At 38.4% G+C, this 25,462-nt stretch carries 24 protein-coding genes; 19 read left to right on the top strand and 5 right to left on the bottom strand.

The annotated features are described in order from the left end of the window. Positions 1 to 100: 100 nt before the first annotated feature. From IGL24_RS09005 to IGL24_RS08995, 3 genes are all read right to left on the bottom strand, one after another. Positions 101 to 1,411, bottom strand: coding sequence for a hypothetical protein (locus IGL24_RS09005; RefSeq protein ID WP_207700389.1), 1,311 nt, complete (start codon positions 1,409 to 1,411; stop codon positions 101 to 103). A gap of 115 nt (positions 1,412 to 1,526) precedes the next feature. After that, positions 1,527 to 1,811: a hypothetical protein gene (locus IGL24_RS09000; protein WP_207700390.1), complete on the bottom strand. Its 285-nt coding sequence runs from the start codon at positions 1,809 to 1,811 to the stop codon at positions 1,527 to 1,529. Between the two features lie 1,164 nt (positions 1,812 to 2,975). Beyond that, positions 2,976 to 3,551 (bottom strand): hypothetical protein, encoded by a 576-nt coding sequence (locus tag IGL24_RS08995; protein WP_429968436.1) that lies wholly within the window; start codon positions 3,549 to 3,551, stop codon positions 2,976 to 2,978. Positions 3,552 to 4,192: 641 nt separating this feature from the next. On the opposite strand from IGL24_RS08995, the gene asnB reads away from it, so the two are divergent. After that, a complete protein-coding gene (gene asnB, locus IGL24_RS08990; protein WP_206859051.1) occupies positions 4,193 to 6,088 on the top strand; it encodes an asparagine synthase (glutamine-hydrolyzing) in 1,896 nt (631 codons plus the stop codon). 151 nt (positions 6,089 to 6,239) lie between these two features. Here the strand turns inward: asnB and IGL24_RS08985 are convergent, their stop codons facing one another. Then, on the bottom strand, positions 6,240 to 6,686 hold the full coding sequence (locus tag IGL24_RS08985) for a DUF2188 domain-containing protein (protein ID WP_207115247.1): 447 nt from the start codon (positions 6,684 to 6,686) through the stop codon (positions 6,240 to 6,242). 215 nt (positions 6,687 to 6,901) lie between these two features. Here IGL24_RS08985 and rpmG point away from each other — a divergent pair, with 215 nt between their 5' ends. The 7 genes from rpmG (at position 6,902) to IGL24_RS08950 (ending at position 15,547) form a co-directional block, all read left to right on the top strand. Further along, positions 6,902 to 7,066 carry a 50S ribosomal protein L33 gene (gene rpmG, locus IGL24_RS08980; RefSeq protein WP_373865805.1) on the top strand — a complete coding sequence of 55 codons (165 nt, stop codon included), beginning with the start codon at positions 6,902 to 6,904 and terminating at the stop codon, positions 7,064 to 7,066. A gap of 81 nt (positions 7,067 to 7,147) precedes the next feature. Next, positions 7,148 to 7,639, top strand: a complete 492-nt coding sequence (locus IGL24_RS08975; RefSeq protein ID WP_207700391.1) for a dihydrofolate reductase — start codon at positions 7,148 to 7,150, stop codon at positions 7,637 to 7,639. A gap of 315 nt (positions 7,640 to 7,954) precedes the next feature. After that, on the top strand, positions 7,955 to 9,631 hold the full coding sequence (gene kdpA / locus IGL24_RS08970) for a potassium-transporting ATPase subunit KdpA (protein ID WP_207700392.1): 1,677 nt from the start codon (positions 7,955 to 7,957) through the stop codon (positions 9,629 to 9,631). A 15-nt stretch (positions 9,632 to 9,646) separates the two neighbouring features. Continuing rightward, entirely contained in the window at positions 9,647 to 11,677 is a 2,031-nt protein-coding gene (kdpB, locus tag IGL24_RS08965; RefSeq protein ID WP_207700393.1) for a potassium-transporting ATPase subunit KdpB, read from the top strand. Between the two features lie 35 nt (positions 11,678 to 11,712). Further along, positions 11,713 to 12,234, top strand: a complete 522-nt coding sequence (locus IGL24_RS08960; RefSeq protein WP_207115244.1) for a potassium-transporting ATPase subunit C — start codon at positions 11,713 to 11,715, stop codon at positions 12,232 to 12,234. 27 nt (positions 12,235 to 12,261) lie between these two features. After that, the gene (locus IGL24_RS08955; RefSeq protein ID WP_206859043.1) at positions 12,262 to 14,886 is read left to right on the top strand and encodes a sensor histidine kinase; all 2,625 of its coding nucleotides are present in this window, start codon (positions 12,262 to 12,264) and stop codon (positions 14,884 to 14,886) included. Beyond that, complete coding sequence (locus tag IGL24_RS08950) at positions 14,864 to 15,547, top strand: response regulator transcription factor (protein ID WP_207700394.1); 684 nt, start codon at positions 14,864 to 14,866, stop codon at positions 15,545 to 15,547. Before IGL24_RS08955 ends, IGL24_RS08950 begins: the two co-directional genes overlap by 23 nt. Before the next feature lie 100 nt (positions 15,548 to 15,647). Here the strand turns inward: IGL24_RS08950 and IGL24_RS08945 are convergent, their stop codons facing one another. Further along, the gene (locus tag IGL24_RS08945; protein WP_429968435.1) at positions 15,648 to 16,604 is read right to left on the bottom strand and encodes an iron-hydroxamate ABC transporter substrate-binding protein; all 957 of its coding nucleotides are present in this window, start codon (positions 16,602 to 16,604) and stop codon (positions 15,648 to 15,650) included. Between the two features lie 165 nt (positions 16,605 to 16,769). Between IGL24_RS08945 and IGL24_RS08940 the strand changes: the two genes are divergently transcribed. The 11 genes from IGL24_RS08940 to IGL24_RS08890 all read left to right on the top strand — a co-directional run bounded on the left by IGL24_RS08940 (position 16,770) and on the right by IGL24_RS08890 (position 25,453). Next, positions 16,770 to 17,570, top strand: a complete 801-nt coding sequence (locus tag IGL24_RS08940) for an ABC transporter ATP-binding protein (protein ID WP_207115240.1) — start codon at positions 16,770 to 16,772, stop codon at positions 17,568 to 17,570. Continuing rightward, a complete protein-coding gene (locus IGL24_RS08935) occupies positions 17,570 to 18,559 on the top strand; it encodes a FecCD family ABC transporter permease (RefSeq protein WP_207700396.1) in 990 nt (329 codons plus the stop codon). Before IGL24_RS08940 ends, IGL24_RS08935 begins: the two co-directional genes overlap by 1 nt. Beyond that, positions 18,556 to 19,560: an iron chelate uptake ABC transporter family permease subunit gene (locus tag IGL24_RS08930; protein WP_207700397.1), complete on the top strand. Its 1,005-nt coding sequence runs from the start codon at positions 18,556 to 18,558 to the stop codon at positions 19,558 to 19,560. The genes IGL24_RS08935 and IGL24_RS08930 overlap by 4 nt, the downstream gene beginning before the upstream one ends. Positions 19,561 to 19,773: 213 nt before the next feature. Then, positions 19,774 to 20,055, top strand: coding sequence for a TIGR04197 family type VII secretion effector (locus tag IGL24_RS08925; RefSeq protein ID WP_207700398.1), 282 nt, complete (start codon positions 19,774 to 19,776; stop codon positions 20,053 to 20,055). Beyond that, on the top strand, positions 20,055 to 20,402 hold the full coding sequence (locus IGL24_RS08920; RefSeq protein WP_207115236.1) for a DUF3958 family protein: 348 nt from the start codon (positions 20,055 to 20,057) through the stop codon (positions 20,400 to 20,402). Before IGL24_RS08925 ends, IGL24_RS08920 begins: the two co-directional genes overlap by 1 nt. Then, positions 20,399 to 21,985 (top strand): EndoU domain-containing protein, encoded by a 1,587-nt coding sequence (locus IGL24_RS08915; protein WP_207700399.1) that lies wholly within the window; start codon positions 20,399 to 20,401, stop codon positions 21,983 to 21,985. Before IGL24_RS08920 ends, IGL24_RS08915 begins: the two co-directional genes overlap by 4 nt. Positions 21,986 to 22,009: 24 nt before the next feature. Next, complete coding sequence (locus IGL24_RS08910) at positions 22,010 to 22,393, top strand: hypothetical protein (protein WP_429966318.1); 384 nt, start codon at positions 22,010 to 22,012, stop codon at positions 22,391 to 22,393. Between the two features lie 589 nt (positions 22,394 to 22,982). Further along, a complete protein-coding gene (locus IGL24_RS08905) occupies positions 22,983 to 23,534 on the top strand; it encodes a 5-formyltetrahydrofolate cyclo-ligase (RefSeq protein ID WP_207699711.1) in 552 nt (183 codons plus the stop codon). A gap of 17 nt (positions 23,535 to 23,551) precedes the next feature. Further along, positions 23,552 to 24,256: a rhomboid family intramembrane serine protease gene (locus IGL24_RS08900; protein ID WP_207699712.1), complete on the top strand. Its 705-nt coding sequence runs from the start codon at positions 23,552 to 23,554 to the stop codon at positions 24,254 to 24,256. Between the two features lie 19 nt (positions 24,257 to 24,275). Next, a complete protein-coding gene (locus tag IGL24_RS08895; protein ID WP_207699713.1) occupies positions 24,276 to 24,485 on the top strand; it encodes a YqgQ family protein in 210 nt (69 codons plus the stop codon). A gap of 2 nt (positions 24,486 to 24,487) precedes the next feature. Beyond that, positions 24,488 to 25,453 (top strand): ROK family glucokinase, encoded by a 966-nt coding sequence (locus IGL24_RS08890; protein WP_019723942.1) that lies wholly within the window; start codon positions 24,488 to 24,490, stop codon positions 25,451 to 25,453. Positions 25,454 to 25,462: the final 9 nt, after the last annotated feature.

The raw sequence follows: 25,462 nt of genomic DNA, 5'->3' as shown, positions 1-25,462 counted from the left end.
TACCTGTTTTTTTAATGCATAATTGTATTTAGTCACTAAAATACCCCCAAGTTAGATATTTTGGTCTAACTTTAGGGGCGCACTTCAGTGAGCGAGTTATTTATTCTTTTCTTTTTTTATTCATCCTATAAGTATATGACAAACAATAAACTATCGTCAGTGGAATAGCAATAATTTTTAAGACAAGAAAGGACTTGAATAGAAATGAAGGCTTGTATCCAACGATGACCGTATTTTTACCAGGTTTTACATTTACAATTAAAGCCCCTATATTACTACTGGTATAGTCTTTCCTATTTAATTTTTTTCCATTTAATTCAACAGTACTATGTTCATACACAAATACAGGAAGTTGTGCTTTCTCAGATTTTTTTACCTCCCAAGTTAACTGTAATTCATTTTTTTCTGTAATACTTTTTTTTACGTTGATAGGATTGTCATATATCTGATTAGTATATTCTTTATAAGGTGCATCTATAGCCCCATTGTTAGGTAAATAATCAGTTGTTGATTTTCTAATTGTGTCAAAAGCTTTTGTTAAATCAGAACTAGAAAAATTACTTCTAATTACTTCAGGTTGTGTTTCTAACCTATCACCAGCAAGTTCTAATTTATCTGTTTTCCATGAAGCTGCTTTCGAAAGCATATCTGAATATCCACTTGAAACATTAATTAATGAAAGAACTAAAAAAACAGCCATAACTATTTTTGCATTCTCTTTTGATGTTTGATTTATTATTCTTTTTATTACTAATCCGCTATTTAAAATTAACAGAACAGAAGCAATAGCACTAAATCTTTGTGGAAACTGTAATCCTCCTAATGATGGAAAGTGAGATAAAAATTCGTTCCAAGGAAAATATTTAGTAGATAATAGGAGAAACAATCCACCGGTGAACATAATTGTTTTTTCAAGTATAGATATTTTTTTCCAATTCATCATATTAATTGCAAATTGGAAAAGAAATATAAATGAGAATATCAAACCGTAATCATATCTTCCCATCGTTCTATCGGATAAAACCATACTGGTACCAATGAGATCATGTACTTTAAACGGCATAATCAATGAAGTTGTTTTGACATCTAAGATTCCCATAAACATATTACCAGCTAATATAAGTGCAACTAAAACAGATAAAATGCTATCTCTAAACATTAACAATTTACTTTTTGATTTATAAAAACCAATACACCAGAACGGGATCAAAGCAATGACATACATCAAGGTAGTAAACGTATGAATAGAAATTAGTAAAGCAACTGATGCTCCAAGAAAAATAGGATTTATCTGTTTTTCATCCTTAGATATCATTCTAATAGCGGGTATGAAAGCTATGGGTAAAAATGCGGTAGCCCAACCAGGAAAACCTTGAGAACTTATATAAAAAATGATGGTTGTATTCCCCATTAAAAATATTGCATTCGTAACTGCAACTATTCTATTTAGTTTACAATATCTTGAAAGACTATACATCGATAATCCCGATATTACTATACATAGAAAACTTGAAATTAATTCAGCTTTAAACCAATTTTTTTACAATGAGCAATAGTATCCCATGAAAATAGGCAAAATCGGCACCATACATAGCATTAATTATTCTTCCAGTTTGATTATAAGCATAAATCGATTGGAAGTAATTAAAATGTCCATTACTTATTTGCATTGCTGCTTCGTAAAATCTGCTCCAATGGAACCACCAATCAGGACCAACAATGATTGATCGATAATATATTTGTGGTGACATCAATAGAAAAGCAACCAGTACAATGAGAACCAGTACTTTATTTTTTTTAAAATAATTCAAAATAAGTGCACAACTCCTTTGTTTTTTGAGAATATTTTCGTTTTTATAACCTTTGTTTTATTTACCATAATAATCATAGCAAAGGTATCATTAAGTTTAAAGAGGTAAATTAATAAGTATGGAAAATAGTTTTTTATTAGTGATTTATGTAATAATAAATATGCCATCGCAAAAAAAGAATGAAAGCGATTGTTATCTAGTCTATGACCCTTCTTTTTGTGTGCAATAGTTGTGAGGGCTTACCGTACTATTAGCTCAGATGGTTAGAGAAGACGGATCATAAACTTCCGGTCTTAGGTTCGAGTCCTACAGGGTAACACTATAAGTGATTTAAATAGTGAATAAAATATAAAAAAGAGTATATCTTTTGGTTCCCCCAATAAATATATGTAATTAAAAGATTTATTTCATCTATTTAAAAAGCTGATAATAAGCGAAACGCACTTAAAAATCATTCTTAAACCCTATTCTCGAACTCTGACGAGAAGTAGTAATGTGTTGTGCGAGTTCTAGACTCAAATTTTTACGTAATCATCCCCAAACAAAAAGGATAGCCAAGCTATCCCTTAATCGTTTATCCGTTATAACATTCTTTGCAGCAATGAAGACACCCATTGAAATTTTTTGATGCGTGGGTTTGGTTTGCTTTATGTAAGGCTTCTTCGCAAGTAGTAAATACGCCAATAAAAAGGGCATCTTCTGGACAATGCGTACATGAGATCACGTGGACTTTGTGATTCCCTTGATTATCTGCTTTTTTGTTAAAATAATAAATTGCCATCTCTATCTACCATCCTGATTTATTTCAACGTTTTGCTCGTTGATAAGTAAATTATACTGGAAGAATGGGCAATCAAGAGTATTATTTTTTCATGATAATGGAAGAGGTTGTTTAAAAAAAACTCTTGCAATTAAAAAAGAATGATTGAAGTTTTTTACAAGCTTTAATTACTAGTTGATTTACTCTCATGGTTATACAACTAATTGGTTTGACTAAGCGAACATTCTAGAAGTAGTCGTTTATCTGAATAAGTAAAAGTATTCATTCGAACAATTCAAAGCGCAAAAGTCAGAACGATGAAAGCAGTCGGTTGGGCTTTTGCGCTTTTTATCAATGAGTAATCTGTGCAACTGTTTATACATGAAAGTTTGATTTTACAAGAATCAACTGATATAGCCATTATTTTTGAGTGCTTTTTGGTGTTCACATGGCGTACCGATGATTGTGAAAGGCGTGATCTTAGTAGTAGTTGTTTGTCCGTTCCATTCATAAGAGTAATTTTTACCTACCCAGCTGGTGTCGCAAGCGAAACAATGGTATTCGACCTCGATACGTCCAGTTGCATCTTCTGCCTGGATCCAACCGATTGACTGAGCTGTGCCGTTTGTGATGCTTGCTTGGTTTAGATCCCAACCGTAAGGATCTGAAGTAAAAGCTGTTAAAGGGGTGGCGGGTGTGCTTAACGCTTTTTCTAATACTAGATCATGCGATTGATTTTGTTCTCTAGGTGTTTGATTTGAGAAAACTTGTTCTTCATTGCCTGTTGTTTCTGTAGTGGTCAATGAATCTTTAGTACTTACCGTATGTGGACTGTTGGTTTCTTGCCTTGTTATTTCTTGCGGTGGAACGGCTTTATTTTCTGGTGCAAATAATGGAAATAGCATGAGCCCTAACATGAACGCCCCGATAATAGTTGTTACCCCTAACAATATTCCTAATATTACTTTTCCGATTTTCATAGTCTCCCGTCCTAACTTCAAAAATAAGTTCTTAGATTGAGCATCTATGAAAACGGTCATTTCGTCAAGTGATTTGATATAAGGTTATAGTTATTCTTTGGACTTTTAAGCTTCTAGAAAGTTGCTTCTTGGTATAGATAAAGTCAAAAAAATATGGTATTCATTAGTTATTTTTAAATAAACTGCATGGTAGATAAGCCCTTTTTTGATGGGGTGTTAGGGGCAACATAAACCTTTTTGGCTAAAACACTTTTATCAATCATAAGTTTTTTCTTACACTTCCATGTAAAAGAGTGAGGTAAGTAAAAACGCAGATAATTTATTATTTAGCAATCGAATCATGGACTAGAAATGCAAATGTAACCGCTTGTTATTTTGTGGGTGTCCGTGTGCAAAAATCTCCCTATTTATGAATAACATGAAATATTTGTTAACAGTAGGAGAATCCAGTAGCTTCCTAGGTTAAAACGTGTTAAATTAATTGTTGAGTCTACTTTTTTTAAAGTCAGAGATTTTCCATTTGATTTGTTCACATGTGACGAAATTGTAAGAGTGGAAATCATTCATTCTGAATGCCTTCCTGTGATAAGATTCATGTAGACATAATAATGGAATAGTAATTTTAGTAGGATGTGAAATAAATGTGCGGAATCGTAGGATTTGTTAATGACAAAGATAATAAAAAAGCAATCATCAATGATATGATGGATCGCATCATTCATCGTGGACCAAATAGTTCTGGTGAGTACATTGATTCTGATGTGGCTTTGGGTTTTAGACGTTTAAGTATTATTGATTTAGAAGGCGGCACACAGCCGATTTACAATGAAGATCGAACAAAGATCATTATTTTTAATGGAGAGATCTATAACTATCAACCGCTAAGAAAAGAATTGATCAATGCAGGTCATGTGTTCCAAACTCATGCAGATACAGAAGTGTTATTGCATGGCTATGAAGAGTGGGGAACTGAGTTATTGCAAAAAGTGCGTGGGATGTTTGCTTTTGCGATTTGGGACAATGAGAAAAAAGAATTATTCGGTGCAAGAGACCATTTTGGGATCAAACCGTATTATTATGCTGAAATGAATGGAACATTTATGTTTGGTTCTGAAATCAAGAGCTTTTTACCACATCCAGATTTCAATAAAGAACTAAACCAGGCAGCCTTGAAACCTTATATGACGTTCCAATATTCTCCTTTGAATGGGGAAACATTCTTTAAAGGCGTATATCGTTTGCCAGAAGGTCACTATTTCACTTACAAAGATGGCCAAATGGACATCCAACAGTATTGGGATGCGAATTTTGAAGAAAAAGGAACGAAGAGTCGTCAAGAATGGATTGATCAAATCGATGAAACAGTCAAAGCATCGATTGAAGCACACACGATCAGTGATGTCGAAGTTGGTTCATTTTTATCAAGTGGAGTCGATTCAAGTTATGTGACTTCTGTTTTGAAACCTGACCATTCATTCTCAATCGGGTTTGATGATAAAACTTATAATGAAGCGATTGAAGCGCGTAAATTAACAGAGATGCTTGACTTAGATAATACGGCGGCGGTCATCGACGGCGATATGTCCTTTAAAGCTTTTCCTTTGATCCAATATCATTTGGATGAGCCTGATTCCAATCCGTCTTGTGTACCGCTGTACTTTTTAGCAAATCTTGCGGCGCAAAGTGTTCGTGTGGTTCAATCCGGTGAAGGAGCAGATGAATTATTTGCTGGCTATCAATCATATGGATTCCATACAAACTCTAAATTTATCCGAGTGATTGCCCAAGGGTTGAAAAAATTACCTAAAGGAACTCGCTATAATCTAGGAAGAAAAATCGGGAAAATGCGTAACTTCCATGGTAGGATCCATTTATATGAATCTTTAGCACCAGCAAAAGAATATTTCATCGGACATGCACGAATCTTTGAAGAAAACGAAGCGGCTAGCTTGTTGACTCCAGCGTTCCAAAAAGCGCCGACAGTCAAAGAAATCATGGCAGAGCATTATGCGAAAACTGAAGGAATCGAAGATGAGATCAACAAGATGCAATATGTCGACTTGCATCAGTGGATGCCAAAAGATATCTTGTTGAAAGCCGATAAACTTTCAATGGCAAGCTCACTAGAAGTGCGGGTACCATTGTTAGATATCGAAGTGATGAAATTGGCTCAACAGATCCCAAGCAAGTATCTATTGAATCAAAACAATACGAAAGATGTCTTTAGACAAGCTGCGAATAAGCATTTGCCTGAGGAATGGTCTAATCGTGTGAAACTTGGCTTCCCTGTACCGATCAAAGCTTGGTTGAAAGAAGAGCATGGGTATCGTCAAGTCAAAGAATTATTTGAAGCTGATTTTGCGAAAGAGTTCTTTGATCAAGATAAAATCATCAAATTACTAAATGACCATCATGAAGGTCGAAGTGAAGAACAACGTAAGATTTGGACGATCTTTAGTTTCTTGACTTGGTATAAAGTTTATTTTGTAGATGAAACGATTCCTCAAGCTGAATCGATCCAATACGTCACAGTTTAAACGATTAAGAATTTATCTCTAAAAATGCAAAAAACGAAGAGTGCCGATCCGATTTGGATAGGTTCTTCGTTTTTTTTTTGCGCAATAACTGTCTGATTTCGGTTAAAAATGAATGAGCCATGTTCAAACAAATTTACTTGAAAATTGACGATCAATAATGTACTTCTCGTTCAAATGAACCGTCTTTTTTATAGATCAGCAAAGAAGTTTCTTTATTCCGAGCGACTTCTTTTCCTTTTTCGATGGCTTCTTCTTTCTTGTCGAAATGGTTGCTAGCTTTTTCAGCGCCTTTTGAGCGAACGATCCAGTGATCTTCTTCAAATTTGACTTCGACGTTGGCATCTAATAATTTTGATGCTCGTGGATTACTGTCATGCTTATCCTCTTTTTGGGGATTTTTCTCTTTTGAAAAAGCTTTTTTTTCTTGCTCATCTGCGCTTTCGTACCATTCTTTCGCTTGACTGATAGCGATTGGGATTGCTCGATCATCCGGGTAACCCTCATCTAGCAAAGCATTGCCGATATCAATGGCTTTCTTTTTAGTCAACTCTTCTAAGTTCTTCATCGCTGGTGGAAAGTCTTTCATATTCCAAGGCATAATTGATTCCTCCTAAAAGAATGAATTTCACTACTATAACAAGTGTAATCTCAACTTGTAAAAAAGAAAAATCATCTGTTTCGTTTTTAGAGGAAACTCGTTTTATGCTCGTCAAGTAGAACTACTTAACAAAATCGTGAAAAAGGCTAGCAATCTGATAAAAATCATGGTAAGATAATCAAGTCTGAGAGTCATCTTAGAGGATTCTAGTATAAATGGGAGGGAAAATCATGCGCGTAAACATTACTTTAGAGTGTACTTCTTGTAAAGAACGTAACTACCTAACTAACAAAAACAAACGTAACAATCCTGATCGTTTGGAAAAGCAAAAATATTGCCCACGCGAACGTAAAGTTACTTTGCACCGCGAAACAAAATAATTCGTCTAAAAAAGTTTGGGTCTGTACCCAAGCTTTTTTATTTTTAGTATAATAGGTAGTAGAGGAAAGGAGCGATTCAGAATGTTTATTTCTATGTGGGCACAAGATAAGAATGGCTTGATCGGTAAAGATGGCTTATTACCTTGGCGATTACCTAATGACATGCGTTTTTTTAGAGAACATACAATGGATCGTCTATTAGTAATGGGGCGTAAAACATATGAAGGAATGGGTGATCTATCACTTCCTTATCGACATATCATCGTGTTGACGACCCAAGAAGATTTTGAGGTCAAAGAAAATGCAGAAGTGATGCATTCGATCGATGAATTGTTGGCTTTTGAAGAGACTGTTACAGAAGATATTTATGTTTCTGGAGGGAGTCGGATCTTTCAAGCGCTTTTACCTCAAACAGCGATTATTTGGCGAACGTTGATTGATGGCGAATTTGAAGGAGATACGTATATCGGTGAGATCGATTTTAGCGATTTTGTGCTAGCAGAAGAACATGAGGGAATCATGGATCAAGACAATCATTATGCGCATCGCTTCCAAAAATGGGTCAGAAAGTAACATTTGCTTATTGTGATAGAAATGAAATGAGAAGAAGAAACAGACAAAGATGTTCATGAGATGATCGGAACGTCTTTTTTTGTACAGATTTTTACAGAAACAGCGAAATCAGGAAAAGGTTTGTCCTTGAGATTTCGCTGTTTTTGTATCGTATAAAGAAAATATAAAGAAATTTCTAGAACATTAACACTATCTTTATAGCCCTTTGTCTATGATAAAAACAAAGGAGAGGAAGAACATGATCTTATTTTTAGGTTTTATCAGTTTTATTTTGTTAGGTTATCTATTCTGGTTTTTATTTAAGGGGGAAGAGCAATGATGAGTGCAGTATTCCAAGGATTGTTTTTCTTTTTTATATTACTTGTTTTAGCCGCACCGCTTGGGTGGTACATCAAGTTGATCATGACAGGCGAAACACCGAAATATGTTCGTTTCATTCAACCGCTCGAACGGTTTTTCTATAAAATCATTGGTTCTGAAAGTCAAAAGAAAATGACTGCCAAACGCTATTTAGCTCATGTGTTGGGTGTAGGGATTTGTTCGTTGCTATTTTTGACAGGGCTCTTGATGATTCAAGGGTGGCTTCCTGGCAACAATGGAGTGGAGAATTTGCCGTTTGATTTAGCGGTGAATACAGCGGTAAGTTTCGTGACAAATACAAACTGGCAAGCTTACGCTGGAGAAGTAACACTTTCGAATACGACGCAAATGTTTGGTTTAACTGTTCAAAATTTCTTATCAGCAGCTGTAGGTTTAGCGGTACTTTGCGCATTGATCCGTGGCATCATCCAAAGGAAATCAAGCCAACTTGGTAATTTTTGGCAAGATCTAGTCCGTGGCTTGCTTTACATTTTTCTACCATTATCATTGATTACTGCCGTACTTTTGATCTCTCAAGGCGTGGTCCAAACGTTTAGTCATGGGATGTCTTATACCGGCTTATCTGGCGAATCCTTGTGGTTATATTTAGGTCCTGTAGCCAGTCAAGTAGCCATCAAGCAACTAGGTACGAATGGCGGTGGCTTTTTCGGCGCTAATTCCGCTCATCCGTTTGAGAATCCGACGATTTTTTCAAATTTCATTGAGAATATCGCCATTTTGTTGATACCAACTGCTTTGATCTTTGCTTTTGGCTATTGGGTCAAAGAGTGGAAACAAGGCCGGACGATTTTGATTGTTTCGCTCGCTTTTCTATTTACAGCATTCGTCGGTGTAGCATTTAGTGAGTTCCATGGGCCTAACTTTGCAAATGTCCTTGGTTCCTTGAACATGGAAGGAAAAGAAGTACGTTTTGGCGTGGGTTGGTCAAGTTTGTGGGCAGTGAGCACCACAGCGGCATCTAATGGTTCAGTAAATGCGATGTTGGATAGTTTTACGCCCTTGGGTGGTGGTATTCCGCTTTTCTTGATGCAATTAGGTGAGATCATCTTTGGTGGAGTTGGTAGTGGTTTATATGGCATGTTGGCATTCTTGTTGTTGACTGTTTTTATTGCCGGTTTACTTGTTGGACGTACACCAGAATATTTAGGGAAAAAAATCGAGGCATTTGATATTAAAATGGCAAGTTTAGTAATTTTGACTCCCGTTTTATTGACGTTGTTTGGCACAATGGCAGTTTCCCTTCATCCCGAGATCTTAACTTGGTTGACGAATAAGGGGCCACATGGATTTAGTGAGTTGCTTTATAACGTGACTTCTTTAGCAAACAATAATGGGAGTGCATTTGCTGGACTGACAGCTGATACACCGTTCCTCAATCTTTTGGGAAGTGTTTTGATGTTGTGCTCTCGTTATATTCCAATAGTCGCTATTTTGTTCTTAGCGGAAAACATGGGCAAGAAAAAAACGATTGCGGTCAATGATGGCACGCTATCAACAACGAATGGCACATTTATTTCCATGTTGATGATCGTTATTCTCGTTGTCGGCGCATTGAGCTTTTTACCAGCATTGGCATTAGGTCCGATCGCTGATCATTTTACCTTAAGTTAGAAGGAGTAAAATCAAATGAAAACTATTTATGTATGGGCAATGAAAGAAGCATTCATCAAATTAGATCCACGACAACAAATCAAGAATCCAGTGATGTTCATGGTCTATATCGGAGCAATCATGGCTACGATCCTTTGTTTTGAACAATCGGCTGTCCCTTTATGGTTTACAGTCACGATCACATGCTTACTATGGATCACCTTACTTTTTGCCAATTTTGCTGAAGCAGTAGCGGAAGGACGAGGAAAAGCACAGGCAAACAGCTTGAAGCAAGCCAAAAAAGAAGTGATCACGTATAAGATCCACCGCTTAGAAGATATTGAAAATCAAGAATTTATTGAGATCAAATCTTCAGATTTAAAAAAAGGTGATTTGATCTACGTAGTCTCAGGACAACAGATTCCTGCTGATGGAGATGTGATCGAAGGCGCTGCTTCAGTGGATGAGAGTGCCATCACTGGGGAATCCGCGCCAGTGATTCGTGAATCAGGCGGCGATCGCAGTGCGGTCACTGGTGGTACAACGGTTGTTTCTGACTACTTGGTGATCCGTGTGACGTCAGAGAATGGGCATTCCTTTTTAGATCAAATGATTTCGATGGTGGAAGGTACCCAACGAAAAAAAACACCGAACGAGATTGGTTTACAAATCTTTTTGATCACTTTAACGATCATCTTTTTAGTTGTTTCGGTTAGTTTAGTGCCATTTACTGAATTAAGTACGATGCTCTCAGGAAAAGGAGAATCGATTGCGACAATTGTTGTCATTGCTTTGTTTGTCTGCCTCGCTCCTACCACGATCGGTGCATTGATTTCGTCGATCGGGATTGCAGGAATGAGTCGTTTAACGAAAGAAAATGTCATTGCCATGAGTGGTCGAGCAATCGAAGCTGCTGGAGATGTGGATGTGTTGCTTTTAGATAAAACAGGAACGATTACTTTAGGAAATCGTCGTGCCAGTGAGTTTTTACCGGTAAAAGGTATCACAGAGCAACAATTAGCTGATGCGGCGCAACTTTCTTCTTTGGCAGATGAGACAGCGGAAGGGCGAAGTATCGTCATTTTAGCAAAAGAAAAATTTGCGTTGCGAGAACGTGTTTTTGAAAAATCAGAAGTGAAATTCATTGATTTTAGCGCACAAACTCGCATGAGTGGGATGGATTATTGTGGCGACCAAATTCGTAAAGGTGCCGCAGATACAATGAAGAAATACGTCCAAGCACGCGGCGGACAATATCCAGAAGAATGTGATCAAATCGTTGCGAAAGTTGCGCAAGCTGGAGGAACACCGTTAGTTGTTGTGAAAAATGACCAAGTGATGGGTGTCATTTATCTAAAAGATATTGTTAAAAATGGTGTGCAAGAAAACTTTGCTGACATGCGCAAAATGGGCATCAAAACAATCATGATCACAGGGGATAATCCGTTGACAGCAGCGGCGATTGCAGCTGAGGCGGGCGTCGATGACTTTCTTGCTGAAGCCACACCTGAAAATAAAATGGATCTGATCCGTGATTATCAAGAAAAAGGTCACCTTGTCGCAATGACTGGTGACGGAACCAACGATGCACCGGCATTAGCACAAGCAGATGTTGCTGTGGCGATGAATACCGGAACGCAAGCAGCAAAAGAAGCAGGGAATATGATCGATTTAGATTCCAGTCCAACAAAGCTATTGAAGGTCGTTCGTATCGGGAAACAACTATTGATGACCAGAGGGGCATTGACGACGTTCAGTATTGCAAATGATGTAGCAAAATATTTTGCGGTGATCCCAGTCTTGTTTTATGGCATCTATCCAGAATTGGCGCAGTTGAATATCATGGCATTAGGTAGCCCCCTTACAGCGATTTTGTCGGCTGTTATCTATAATGCAGTCATTATTGTTGCTTTGATTCCTTTAGCTTTAAAAGGAGTCAAGTATACCGAAAAACCTGCAAGTCAGATTTTGCGACATAATCTTTTAGTGTACGGATTAGGTGGCTTGATTGCCCCCTTCGTATTCATCAAACTGATCGATCTCGCTTTAAGCTTTTTCTTGATCTAACACTGAATCATTTTACAGAAAGAAGGAACTCCCTTATGAAAAAGGTACTTAGAGCACAGCTTAGTTTTTTATTTATCAGCATTCTACTTTTTGGTGGGCTTTATACCGTGACTGTTACTGGAATCGGTCAACTTTTCTTTCCCCATCAAGCCAACGGCAGTCAGGAAGTCGTTGCAGGAAAGGTGGTCGGCTCATCATTGATTGGCCAACCGTTTCAACAAGCTGCTTATTTTAATGGAAGAAACCAAGAAGTAACACAACTTTCACCAACGTCAGTCGAGCAAAAGAAATTAGTGGAAGAAAAAACAAGATTAGCTCAACAAAACAATCAAACAATTGAGATCCCGATCGATCTGGTCACGAACTCAGCAAGTGGTCTCGATCCACATATCAGCGTAGCTGCCGCAGAAAGTCAAGCCTCACGGATCGCCAAGGAGCGTGGACAAGACGTGACTAAGATTCGTGCTATAATACAGGAAAAAGCACAGAAAGATTGGTTTTCGGATCGGAAATTTGTCAATGTGCTTGAACTGAATCTGTCATTAGATCGTTTATAGAGGACAGAGGGATTAGGAGAAACAAAGATGGAAAGACAGAATATTTCAGAGAGATTATACAAGCCTGAAAAAGGTCGAGGGCGTCTGCGGGTGTATTTTGGTTTCGCCGCGGGCGTCGGTAAGACGTATGCGATGCTTGCAGAAGCACAGGAACTGAGAGTTCTAGGAAAAGACATCGTAGTTGGTTATATCGAGCCTCATGATCGTCCAGATACAAATGAGTTGTTAAAGGGGCTACCACAGATCCCTTTAAAAGAGCTGACATATAAAGGGTTGACTTTGAGTGAACCAAATATCGATGCAATCATCAAGCGACAGCCAGAAATCGTGTTGATTGATGAGCTTGCCCATAGTAATGCTCCAGGGTCAAGAAATCGCAAACGATATCAAGACATTGAAGAATTATTGAATGCAGGCATCAATGTCCATACGACGATCAATGTCCAACATATTGAAAGCTTGAATGATATCGTTGAAGAAGTAACAGGAATCGAAGTAAAAGAAACGGTTCCCGATACGTTTTTCCAGCATGCAACGTTAAAAGTCATCGATGTTGAACCGGATGAATTGATCGATCGTTTGGCACAAGGAAAAATCTACGCCAATGAAAATGCGAAGCGGGCGTTGCAACATTTTTTTATTCCAAAAAAATTGGAACAATTAAGAGGGTTAGCGATCCAGCGGGCTTCGGATCATATCAATCGCGTGATCGGTAAGACAAATGGTGTCCAAAGTAAATTGATCACGATCGTTCAAGATGCTTTCCCCAAAATGGCTGAAAAAAGCATTCGCTGGACCGCACGATTAGCGCAAGGACTAGGTGCAGAATGGATCGTCTTATACATTCGTTCTGATGACCGTTTACAAGGAACGAATGACTTAGCGGAGAAACTTGGGGCAGAAGTCGTGGTGATCGAGGAGGATCATTCTTTTGAAACGATCGTCGAATATGCTAAACTAGTCGGAGCAACCGATTTGATCATCGGTAAAAACTTGGTAAAGCCTTGGTACGAGCGTTTATTTTCAGAAGAGTTAGATGTACGTTTACTCAAACGATTGCCAGAAACTGAACTTCACTTGATTCCTTATAAAGAAAAACGGTCCACACTCCTTGCCCATTCCAAAGAACTAGTGGAAGGGGGAGGGAAAGATTTTGCCATTTCATTGATCTGTGTCTTCGTGGCAACGATTTTAACTGAAGGGATGCAATATCTTCACTTTGGGGAACAAAACTTGATGTTGGTCTATATTTTCTTTATTTTACTTGTTGCTCGTTTGACCTCTGGTTACTTTTGGAGTGCGTTATCTTCCATTTTAAGTGTCTTGGCTTTTAACTGGTTTTTTGTTGAACCTCTTTATTCCTTGACCGTGTATAAACAAGGCTATCCGATCACTTTGGTCATTATGCTGATCGTGGCATTGATGATCAGTAATCTAATGGTTCGTTTGAAAAAGCAAGCGGTCCATGCAAGAGAAAAAGAACAGCAAATGGAAATTTTGTATGAATTGAACAAACAGTTTGTTTTAGCAGAAGACCAGCAACAAATCGTTGAACTATCGGCGACTTATTTAGGACGTCTGTTAGATCGCGAAGTGATTTTCTTTGATAAACATGCCATGAAGCAAAGTCAATATACACCGAAAGAAGCACCGCTCTTATTAGATCACCCAGAAGAAGCGGCTGTGGCTTATTGGACGGCTAAAAACCAAAAAGAATCAGGCTATGGCACTGATACGTTAAGTGGGGCAAAAGGTTTTTACTTACCGATCGTTGCAAATGGGAAGACGTTAGCTGTGTTAGGCATTCGTCGCAGTCGGGTGCTCCCGATCGAGGATAGCCAATTGAACTACCTGCGCTTAGTATTAACACAACTTGCGGTTATTTTAGAGCAAACTGAGCTTAAAAATGAAAAAGAACAGATCGAGTTAGAAAATGAGCGTGAGAAAGTCCGTAGCAATTTATTGCGGGCGATCTCTCATGATTTGCGTACACCATTGACGGCAATCTCTGGTATTGCGGAAACACTCTTGCAAACAAATGAAGAGCTGAAACAAACGACGCGGCAAAAGCTTTTGACCGATATCCAGACCGAGTCTCAGTGGTTGATCCGTATGGTGGAAAATCTGCTTTCGATTACTCGCATCAATATGGACACGATGCAAGTAAAAAAATCGGCAGAACCGATCGAAGAAATCATTGAAGCTGTGTATGAACATGCTACGAAGGTGTACCCTGATAAAGCATTACGCGTCCATTTACCTTCGACTGTTTTATTTGTAGAAGTTGATCCGATATTGATCGAACAAGCGATGTTCAATCTGGTGGAAAATGCGTTCCGCCATGGCTCAGTCAAAGGACAAGTAGAAGTCGGCGTGTACCAAGAAGGCGAAAACGTCATTTGTGAAGTAAAAAATGACGGTGAGATCTCGTTGAAGCAATATGAAAAAATCCAAATGAATCTATCGAACGAAGAAGAAGTACCAATCGATTCTAAAAATGGCCTTGGGATTGGATTAAGTATTGTCAAAACGATCGTCCATGCTCATGGTGGTAAACTAGAAATGACCGTAGCAGAAGGAAAAACAGTGGTTCGTATTTATCTGAAAAAGAGTGAGGAGGTGGCGCTGCATGAGGAAAGTCCTATTGATTGAAGATGATCCAACAATCACCGATTTTATGGAAGTCGTGTTAGCAAAAGAACACTATCAAGTGACGATAGCGGCAACAGGCATGGAAGCTTTGAATGTGTTCCAAGAAACTTCCTTTGATTTGATTTTGCTTGATTTAGGGTTGCCTGATATCGATGGCATCGAGCTATTGAAAATCATCCGTAAACGACTTGCTACTCCATTGATCGTGATTTCTGCGCGTAACAACGAACATGAAAAGGTCAAAGCTCTCGATCTTGGTGCGGATGATTATGTGACGAAACCTTTTGGGATGAATGAATTACTTGCTAGGATCAGAACAGCTTTTCGTCATCGTAAACAAGAAGAATTACCTGCGATCATTACGAACGGAGAATTATGTTTGGATACAGAAAGTCAACTGTTGACAAAAGCCGGAGAACCGATCCATCTGACGAAAAATGAATACCGTATTTTACTCGTTTTATTCCAACATCTCGGCAAAGTCGTCACTTATCGTGTATTAACGTCAGAAGTTTGGGGACCTTATGGAACCGATTCTCAAGTGTTAAGGGTCAACATGTCAAATATCCGTAAAAAAATCGAGAAAAATACCATCAGCCCAGAATATTTGATCACAGAGATCGGCGTCGGCTATCGGTTACGGGATTACCGAAGTTCTTAGGAATTGCTAGAAAAAATGATCATCAAAAAACGACAATCACCAACAAATACATTTATTTGGTGATTGTCGTTTGTTTTTATGATTTTACTTAAAGCTGATTTTATTTTAGCTCTGCTTTGATGTCATCGATCATTTGACGACTAGCGATCGGACCATTGTATAACCAGCTAGAAGTTGGACCAAACTCGAATACTTGATCGGCTTTCACTGCTTTCAGATTTTGCCAAGTAGGTTCGTTAAACATCGCCGCTTGTTCATCGCTGTTCACTAAAATGATGTAGTCTGCGTCTAATTCAGCTAATTTTTCTGATGAAACAGCTGACCAGTCAGAAGTTGCTTCTTTTGATACTTCTTCCACTAAAGAAGGAACGCCAAACTGTAGATCTTCATAAACGATACGTCCGCTTGAACGGTTCTCGCTGACCATAAAAGCAGAGTTATTTGTGACCCATAAGACAGCGGCTGTTTTGCCATTGATCTTGTCACTCAATGCTTCTCTTGTTTCTTTCGCATAATCTTGGTAGTCTTGAATGATTTCTTTGGCTTTATCCTCTTTATTCAACACTTTACCGATGTCTTGTAATTGTTCTTCCCATGTGACATCTGTCCCGTTTTTAACGACGTAGGTTGGGGCGATTTTACTATATTGCTCGTATTTGCCACCTTCAACCGTTGCAGAAGAAGAAATCAATAATAGATCAGGTTCAAAACTCAACACATTTTCGTAAGGTAAATCATAGGAAATCGTTGGGATATCTTTCAGATCTTCTTGTAAATAATCTTGGATCGAACCGCTACCGACTGTCCATTGTGCGACAGGCGTTTCACCTAAAGCAATCAGATAATCCTCTAAGTAACTGCCGATGATGCGTTTCGGTTGGTTCGGCACTTCAACGGAGTGGCCTAATGTATCGGTCACCGTATGTGTACCATTATCAGCGGTAGTCGTTGAAGAAGCTGTTTCTTCCGTTGTTGATGAGCTTGGCGAGCAAGCACTAAGCAATCCCACCATCAGTAATGCACTAGAGATTGTGAATAGTTTATTTTTAAGTCTCATGTCTTTCCTCCAAATGTAATTGAGAACGTTTCTCAATTGCTATTATTCCCCAAGATAAGGGCGCTGTCAACTCTTTTTACTAGCGTAAACGATGAAATTTATGCTTGACGAATTTGTGAAGTACCGTCATAATTGAGAATGATTTTCAATGAGAGGGGGAAGTATATGTCTAGATTAAATGCCATTGAAATCACTACCGGTTACCCCAATAAAACGATAATTGAAAATTTATCTGTCGCAATACCGGAAGGGAAGATCACCAGTTTGATCGGTCCAAATGGTAGTGGCAAGTCTACCTTATTAAAAAGCTTCACCCGCATACTTCCTGTAAAAAATGGCAAAATACTTGTCAATGATCGTGAATTGACGACCTACCATTCAAAAGAATTAGCACGAAAACTTGCCTTACTTGCTCAAACGAGTGAATATCCATTAGGGATGACAGTAGAAGAAGTGGTTTCTTATGGTAGATATCCTTATCAAAAATTATTTAGTGGCATGGACGATCAAGATCTGCAAGCCATTGAGTGGGCATTGACAGCAACAAATCTTATCGCATTGAAAGATCGAGATATAGCAAGCCTGTCAGGTGGCCAAGCGCAGCGAGTTTGGATCGCCATGGCGTTAGCTCAAGAAGCGGATATCTTGATACTTGATGAACCAACCACTTTTTTAGACCCTGCACATCAATTAGAAATATTAGATTTATTAACAGAAATCAATCGAATGAAAAAAACCACGATCTTGATGTCGATCCATGATATCAATCATGCCTCTCGTTTTTCTGATTATTTAGTCGCGATGAAAGAAGGACGATTAGTTGTCGATGGGACGCCAGAAGAAGTCATTACCAAAGAATGGATGAGAGAGATTTTTGAGATCGATGCACAAATCGTCCAGTTACCTGAGACAAATAAACCTGTTTTCTTAACGTATGATCTAATCAAGAAACAGGAGGAGAAATGATGAGAAAAGGGAAAAAAATAATGACGCTATGGCTACTTCTGCTATTGGCAATCATCGTCTTCTTTTTTGCTTTGTATAATGGTGCCTCTACAGTTAAAGGCAATGAAGTTTGGCAGGCGCTCTTTCAATTTGATGCGACTGATCAAGCACAGCAGATCATTCGTAATATCCGTTTGCCACGTGTAGTTGGTGCATTCATCGTCGGCAGTTGTTTCGCACTCAGTGGGGCTTTGATGCAAGGTGTCACTAGAAATAATTTAGCGGATTCAGGCTTGTTAGGGATAAATGCTGGCGCATCACTAGCTATGGCATTTAGCTTTGCCTTTTTACCAAAAGCTTCGCCATTTGCCATTTTTTTACTTTCATTACTTGGTTCGTTGATCGTGACGATGATCGTCTTAGGCTTTTTCAGTTTTTCAAAAATCGGGCTTAGTACCATGCAGATGATTTTAGCCGGTGTGGCGATCAGTTCTTTTTTTACTGCGATCAGCCAAGCGTTGACTCAGCTATTCAATTTACAACAAGATTTAACATTTTGGTTCGTTGGTGGAGCGGCTAATATTACTTGGCAACAGTTGATCGTTCTTTCGCCGATCTATTTAGTGGCAGTTATTGGCTCTTTTCTGTCAGGCAAATCGATTTCCTTGATCCATTTAAGCGAATCACATGCCATTGCACTAGGCGGACACCCACAGCGGACACGTGTCTTAGTGTTCATTTTTGTCTCGATCTTAGCTGCGCTTGCTGTTTCTTTAGTTGGACCCGTTTCCTTTATTGGCTTGATGGTACCACCAATTGTTCGTGGCTTTGTCGGTACGGATTATCGCTATGTCTTACCAGCTTCGTTTATCGCTGGAGGAGTCTTAGTCATGTTAGCCGACTTTGTCGCACGAATGATCAATCCACCATTTGAAACACCGTTCGGCTTAGTGATCTCCTTGATTGGTGTGCCATTCTTATTGGTACAAGTTAGGAGGGAACGCGTGTGAAAAAAATATATTGGGGCATTGGATTATTACTCTGTTTATGGGTTTTGACTGCAATCATCAGTTTAATGATCGGCACCCCTTTTCTATATATCGACCAATTACTAGATGTCATGTTTGGCAAGGGCACACAAGTCCAACAGTTGGTTTTGACAGAATTTCGTTTGCCAAGACTGATGATCAGCTTACTGGCAGGGGCATGTTTAGGAATAGCCGGTTTCCTCTTACAAGGAGTAACTAGAAATCCTTTAGCCGACTCCAGTATTTTAGGCATCAACTCCGGCGCGGGTTTTTTCGTTATGTTATACCTCGGCTTTTTTACAAGCCATGCTTCGCCTTTTTTGTTACTTTTCGTGGCATTTCTAGGTGGAACGTTTGCTGCTTTTTTAGTTTATTTTGTTGCGTATCGTCGTTCAGGACAAGTAGCAATGAATCGCTTGCTTCTTTCAGGTATCGCAGTAAATGCGGGTTTCTCTGCGGCAATGCTTTTAAGTACAATAAAGATCTCAAAAGAAAATTATGGCTTTGTGAACGCTTGGTTAGCGGGTTCGATCTGGGGTGCAAGTTGGCCTTATGTTACTGCCTTTTTACCTTGGGCGATCATCTTGATTCCCTTGGCGTTTTTCTATAGTCGCAGAATCGGTCTTTTATCATTTGGACAAGAGCGAGCGCAAAGCTTAGGGCTGAATGTGTCACGAAGTCAGTCATTATTGCTCTTACTTGCTGTCGGTTTGGCGTGTGGCAGTGTAGCTGTAGCGGGTAGCTTATCCTTTGTTGGTTTACTCGCACCTCATGCTGCAAAAATCATCGTACGTAAAGAAAATCATTGGGCGTTCCTATTGAGTGGGTTGTTCGGCGGGCTTTTTGTCAATATTGCCGATATTCTTGCCCGAGTCATTTTACCTGATGGGGAAGTACCGACGGGAATATTGATTGCTGTCTTAGGCGCACCGTACTTTCTTTACTTACTATTTCATATTCAAAAGAAACAACTATCCGTATAAGAGAAAGCCAGAATGTTGGATTGGTTGGGATAGGGAGACACTGAAGGCGATTCTACCTTCAGTGTTTTTTGTACATTGAAGAAGACCGTCATCAAATAAGAAATAAAGTAACAGGACCTATCTAATTAAATTTTTATTCATTGAAAGGTTATGTATTGTTATAATGTAATATGTAAGCGTTACGCCCAGTCTATAGAATAAAGGAGGAAATTGATGACCACATTCAGCAGCAATTCTCAACAAGCCCAGCAGTCTACTTCTAAAATCAACAGTGCAACCACACCTTTACAACAATCAACATCGCTTCAAAATGACACACGAACCACGCTTATTGGCAATCAAGACATTCAAAGTAGCATAACATCTGCTAAAAACTCTGCCAACCAAATTGCCACAGCCATTTCAAGTGCAGCCAATCAGTTACAGACAATCGCCCAAGGTTTTTCTACACTAGACACTCAGTTAAGTCGAGATCTTTTCAAGGAGAGACGCTAATGAAACGAATGACCGATCTTCATATCGAAGAAACATTTTTGCTCGCAAAAAGAGAAGGACACGAAAGAAAAGGAAAACAACTAGATGCCTGTCGCTCGGAATATCAGGATCATCTAAAAGGAATTGGGCACTTCTTATTCCAATTACAGATGTCCTACCAGAAGTCGAATACCGCTACATCTATCGAAACAATCACCACAGAATTTTCACAGCAAAGTAGACGATTGATGAATGGCTTTGATGAGTCTCAACACCACGAAATGATCCAGCAACAAAAAATCACCAATAAACTCGAAGAAATTGCTTTTGAGAAAAGAAAAATCATGTCGGAGGAACAGAGCCTATGAGTATCGACATGTATCTAAACGACTCCCTGACACAAGCCAGTAGCACTAGTCACTTTTGCCAAAAACAAGTCACTGATTACCAGAATCTCCAACAAGCGATTACCCAGTTCACTTTACAAACGCCTAATCTCAAGGGAAAAGCGTACGATGCAGCAAAAGCCTATTTTTCTCAAGTGCTTTATCCACTCGTCCAAGGAGGGATCTTACTCTCCGAAGCGGTCGAAAAAGCAACAAAACGATTTCCGCAGGAATACATAGAACAAGTTGATTTCATTAGCTTAAAACAATCCGAATTAGAAGCACAGATTCGCCAAATGAATCAATATATTACTCAAGCAGAAGGAATACGGCAACTACTTCTTTCACCTTATATGCCAGAAGAACATCAAGGCTTTCAACTCAATCAAAATACATTGTTACTCACGATGTACCATGACTTGAAACAAAAGCTGGAAGAGAAACTCCAAAAGCTTTTAGATTACAATCAAAGCTCCACACAATTCTTTTCCGAGATAAACTCTCTTGAACAAGCAGTCAATCAAGGCCTCGCCCAAACAAAAACTGCTTGGAATAGCCAAACGAAGACATTTTCCATGCCGAAAGATCTGTCATGGACAACCACGATCCAAGACAAATGGCAACAAGCAGAAAACGAGAAAAAGGGAATCGATCCAACCAAAAACAAAGAACTAGAAAAGTACAATGTTTATGCCCTCATTATTTCCGATAGCGAGGGCAATCCACGTGTCTTTTGGAAAATTGAGAACAAGCAATCCGGTCACGGCATCATGAACCCAGAGCTGTATCAATATGTCACGAAAGTAGGTCATTACCTAGATCCTGAACTGATCCAATTCATGACGTATGATACCTATCAAGAGAAAGTCAATGCAGCTTGGCGTCAGGGCATTAATTACGAAACTGGCGAAAAACTAGACCCACTCGTAGGCAGTCTCGTCTCTACCTCGCAATATGTCAAAGACGGCTACACATGGATTACCGAATCCGAACTCGGTCAAGCAATGATGGTGTTGGGTTTTACTTATGCGTCTTACAAAGTATTGACGACCACTGGTGTGAAGGAGGTGGAGAGTGGTAAGATTGAGGAGACGAATGGTGGTCATAATTTCAAATTTGGAAATAACTCAAAGAATCATTTAAAAAATGTAGAGACTGTCAATACTAAAAAGGGTGTTGTTGGTGGACATAATATGGATGAATTCAATAATGCACTAAAAAAACAAGGGTTTAATCCTGAATCCCTCATTATTTCTAAAAAGCCACACTCTTTTATTGATGGTGTTTATGAAGTAGAATATAAAATACCCAGAAAAGATATTGCTGGAAATATCTTAGAACCAGTATCTTATAAAACTATCAAGCAACCTAAAACAATTTATGATCCTGCTAAAATTAGTGACGAGAAATTATATCGATGGGGACAAGAAGCGATGGAAAATGGAATAATTCAATCAGATGGTCGAACTATTGAAGGTATTGCTTCTAATGGTTTAAGATTTCGAGGATACTTAGAAGAAGTTAAAAGTACTAACGTAAAAAACTTCTTTCCTATTTTAGATTAATTTTTATTGATTGGAGTGAAGATGATGACAGAAGAATTTAAGATTTTAAAAAATGAGCAAGAGATAGATTGCCTTATGGAAACTTTTTTTTGTGCAGCTAATAGAAATCTAAAGAAGGTATTAAGTTTATTATCTAATAAGGAAGGATGGGGAGAAGAGGTTGTTTTTTTATCTTTTGAAAATGATTTAGATGACTACGATATGGCGCAATTGCCTAAGCCACTAGATGACAAACATGTATTGATTGAGTTGGCTTCTCCAGCTGTAGAAGTAAATCAGGTAGTGTATTTAGATTTTGACACTTTTTACAACTACTTAGATAAAAACGTAAAAAAAGAAACAAAAAAATCAGATGATAGTGAGTTAATAGAATTATTGAAAAGAGTTAAAATTACTTTAGAAATATAATTTATAAGTTTGCTGAGAAGCAATTTAGACGAGAGCCTGAGAAATAGTGGGGTCATTTTGATGAAATGCTTGATACACATAAATCCCTTAAAAGTTCAAAGAAAAGTATTGGAAATACTCTGAAGAATCCTAATATTGTACTGACCCCCAGAAGCTAGCTTTTTTGGTCTAACTTTTTGGGGTCACTACATACTCTATAGCAGAGACTTTATTAGTAAAAAACGAGTTTGCATAAATACCTAAAGCTTTTAATTTAAATGAATCATTTAGATGAAATCTTAGCATTAAAAAAAACAAGACTCATGCACTGTACTAGTCAAACCTAGACTGTGAATGAGTCTTTGTGCACAATGATGAGTAGCGGTCAACACTAATTTGTGAATGTCTTTTTTTTGTGGGATTTGATGGAAATAACTACATGATGAAGTCGCGAGTTAAACATGGTTCAACTAATATAAATTCAGTAAAGCTATGCTAGATTGATATTCTAACTAAAATAAGTTCGAACAAACGCAAAAATCTAAAAAGTTAAATTGCTATTTTCGCCGTTTTCCGCTACCATTTTAACAGAAGGTAGGCAGGTGATTATATGGGAGACGAAAAGCAGAAAAAGGAAAAACTTCGTCAGTTTGGTATCGATAAGCTGAAAAAAATTGCTGTAAGTGGCGATAAAAAAACAAAAGAACAAAAAATCGCTGCGCAGTTGTTTGCCACTGACTATTGGAAAAACGCGCAAGTCATTGGTTTGACACTTTCAAATGAATTTGAAATAGATACACGACCGTTGATTGAACAAGCAAGAGCCACAGGGAAAATCGTTGTGATCCCTAAGACATTACCAAAACGTCAAATGGCTTTTTATGCGTACACTGAGAACACGGTATTGAAACGGTCAAATTTTGGTGTTTTGGAACCTGTGTCAACTCATCTTTATGAGGCAGAAATGATCGATTTGCTGATCGTACCAGGAATCGTCTTTCATCCAGAGGGATATAGAATTGGCTTTGGTGGAGGGTATTATGATCGCTATCTTCAAGAGTATCCGCATCAAACCTGTAGTTTAGCTTTCAAAGAAATGATTCATAGTGATTGGCAACCAGAAATATTTGATAAAAAAATTCAACATCTATTGATTGATTAAAAAACAAGGGGGTATTTATGAAAGTCAACCGTCAGCAACAATTTCATTTAAAATCTTGGCTAAATGGGCCATATTTAACACAGATCTTTTTAGTGATCCAAACAATCGTCTTTATCGCAATGGAGATATTACCTGGGAATCGCGTTGCGTTTGAACTGGGGATGTCTGGCCAGCATATTGTTTTTTTTAATGAATGGTGGCGTCTGGTCACGCCGATATTTATTCATTTTGGGATGATGCATTTTGTATTGAACTCCGTTGTTTTGTATTTTATGGGTTCACAAATCGAAACAGTATACGGTCATTGGCGCTTTTTCTTGATTTATTTACTTAGTGGTATCATGGGAAATATAGCAAGTTTTGCTTTCAATGAAATGAATGTATTATCTGGTGGAGCAAGTACATCGCTTTTTGGCTTATTTGGCGCACTGTTTGTCCTTGGTATCCATTATAAAAACGATTATGTCGTCAAACAACTTGTGCGTCGTTACATGCTATTCATCGTTTTTTCTTTCATATTCGGTTTATCAGATAATTCTGTAGATATTTTGGGGCATCTTGGCGGTTTGATCGGCGGGTTCTTGATTGGTAATTTACTAGGGTTACCTGATCGATTCAATGATTACTCGATCCATCATCGTATTTTGTCGTTCATCGTTTTTCTCTTTCTTTTTATAATATGTGTTTTAGTGGGTTTAAAAAATTATGGAATACTTGTATAATGTGAAGGAAGTGCTTTAAATGGAAAGCTTATACGACGTACAACAGCTATTCAAGAGATTTGGTATCTTTATTTATGTGGGGGCACGGATTTATGATATTGAATTGATGACGATCGAATTACGTAAGCTTTATGAGAATCATTTGATCGATCATGAAACATATATGACTGCGTGGCACATCTTAAAAAGAGAACATCGAATCGAAGAGAGCAGAAAGAAAGGAAATTGATCATGGACAAAAAAATTATTGGGATTGATTTAGGTGGAACAACAGCAAAATTTGCGATCTTGACACCTGACGGAGAAATTCAACAGAAATGGAGTATCGATACCAATATTTTGGATGATGGCAAGCACATTATTCCTGAAATCATTGAATCTATCAATCATCGTCTGAACTTATACGGTATGAAAGCTGAAGACTTTATCGGTATCGGCATGGGTACACCGGGTACTGTAGATAGCGAAGCTGGTACAGTGATTGGTGCTTATAATCTAAATTGGCGTGAGTTGCAATTTGTCAAAAAAATGATTGAAGAAGGAACAGGTATCAAATTTGCGATCGATAATGATGCAAATGTTGCAGCACTAGGCGAACGTTGGAAAGGTGCCGGCGAAAATGATCCTGATGTCGTGTTCATCACACTAGGTACAGGTGTTGGTGGTGGTATCGTTGCAGATGGTCATTTGCTTCATGGTGTGACTGGCGCGGCTGGAGAAGTTGGTCATATCACGATCGATCCAAATGGTTTTGAATGTACATGTGGCAAACGTGGCTGTTTAGAAACCGTATCAAGTGCCACAGGTGTGGTTCGAGTAGCTCGTCATCTAGCAGAAGAATATGCTGGCGATTCTAGATTGAAAGCAATGCTTGATAATGGGGAAGAAGTAACAAGTAAAGATGTTTTTGAATTAGCAGAAGCAGATGATCCATTTGGTTTGATGGTCGTCGATCGTGTCTGTCTTTACTTAGGATTAGCTTGTGGGAATTTAGGAAACACATTGAATCCATCAAGTATTGTGATTGGTGGAGGCGTATCCGCTGCTGGGGAATTCTTACGTAGTCGCGTAGAAAAATACTTCAAAGAATTTACCTTCCCTCAAGTAAGAGAATCAACAAAAATCAAATTAGCAGAATTAGGAAATGAAGCAGGCGTGATCGGCGCTGCGTCATTAGCCTTGAAATATGCTGAATAACGTGGAGGC

Origin of the sequence: Enterococcus sp. DIV2371 (assembly GCF_050498525.1) — a bacterium.
Lineage (GTDB): Bacteria > Bacillota > Bacilli > Lactobacillales > Enterococcaceae > Enterococcus_B > Enterococcus_B mangumiae.
This window is presented reverse-complemented; position numbering and strand designations above follow the sequence as displayed.

Bases quoted from the DNA above. Each gene is read 5' to 3' on its own strand.
- IGL24_RS09005 (WP_207700389.1), bottom strand. From the start codon at position 1,411: ATGGGGAATACAACCATCATTTTTTATATAAGTTCTCAAGGTTTTCCT.
- IGL24_RS08995 (WP_429968436.1), bottom strand. From the start codon at position 3,551: ATGAAAATCGGAAAAGTAATATTAGGAATATTGTTAGGGGTAACAACT.
- asnB (WP_206859051.1), top strand. From the start codon at position 4,193: ATGTGCGGAATCGTAGGATTTGTTAATGACAAAGATAATAAAAAAGCA.
- IGL24_RS08985 (WP_207115247.1), bottom strand. From the start codon at position 6,686: ATGCCTTGGAATATGAAAGACTTTCCACCAGCGATGAAGAACTTAGAA.
- rpmG (WP_373865805.1), top strand. From the start codon at position 6,902: ATGGGAGGGAAAATCATGCGCGTAAACATTACTTTAGAGTGTACTTCT.
- IGL24_RS08975 (WP_207700391.1), top strand. From the start codon at position 7,148: ATGTTTATTTCTATGTGGGCACAAGATAAGAATGGCTTGATCGGTAAA.
- kdpA (WP_207700392.1), top strand. From the start codon at position 7,955: ATGATGAGTGCAGTATTCCAAGGATTGTTTTTCTTTTTTATATTACTT.
- kdpB (WP_207700393.1), top strand. From the start codon at position 9,647: ATGAAAACTATTTATGTATGGGCAATGAAAGAAGCATTCATCAAATTA.
- IGL24_RS08960 (WP_207115244.1), top strand. From the start codon at position 11,713: ATGAAAAAGGTACTTAGAGCACAGCTTAGTTTTTTATTTATCAGCATT.
- IGL24_RS08955 (WP_206859043.1), top strand. From the start codon at position 12,262: ATGGAAAGACAGAATATTTCAGAGAGATTATACAAGCCTGAAAAAGGT.
- IGL24_RS08950 (WP_207700394.1), top strand. From the start codon at position 14,864: ATGAGGAAAGTCCTATTGATTGAAGATGATCCAACAATCACCGATTTT.
- IGL24_RS08945 (WP_429968435.1), bottom strand. From the start codon at position 16,604: ATGAGACTTAAAAATAAACTATTCACAATCTCTAGTGCATTACTGATG.
- IGL24_RS08940 (WP_207115240.1), top strand. From the start codon at position 16,770: ATGTCTAGATTAAATGCCATTGAAATCACTACCGGTTACCCCAATAAA.
- IGL24_RS08935 (WP_207700396.1), top strand. From the start codon at position 17,570: ATGAGAAAAGGGAAAAAAATAATGACGCTATGGCTACTTCTGCTATTG.
- IGL24_RS08925 (WP_207700398.1), top strand. From the start codon at position 19,774: ATGACCACATTCAGCAGCAATTCTCAACAAGCCCAGCAGTCTACTTCT.
- IGL24_RS08920 (WP_207115236.1), top strand. From the start codon at position 20,055: ATGAAACGAATGACCGATCTTCATATCGAAGAAACATTTTTGCTCGCA.
- IGL24_RS08915 (WP_207700399.1), top strand. From the start codon at position 20,399: ATGAGTATCGACATGTATCTAAACGACTCCCTGACACAAGCCAGTAGC.
- IGL24_RS08910 (WP_429966318.1), top strand. From the start codon at position 22,010: ATGACAGAAGAATTTAAGATTTTAAAAAATGAGCAAGAGATAGATTGC.
- IGL24_RS08905 (WP_207699711.1), top strand. From the start codon at position 22,983: ATGGGAGACGAAAAGCAGAAAAAGGAAAAACTTCGTCAGTTTGGTATC.
- IGL24_RS08900 (WP_207699712.1), top strand. From the start codon at position 23,552: ATGAAAGTCAACCGTCAGCAACAATTTCATTTAAAATCTTGGCTAAAT.
- IGL24_RS08895 (WP_207699713.1), top strand. From the start codon at position 24,276: ATGGAAAGCTTATACGACGTACAACAGCTATTCAAGAGATTTGGTATC.
- IGL24_RS08890 (WP_019723942.1), top strand. From the start codon at position 24,488: ATGGACAAAAAAATTATTGGGATTGATTTAGGTGGAACAACAGCAAAA.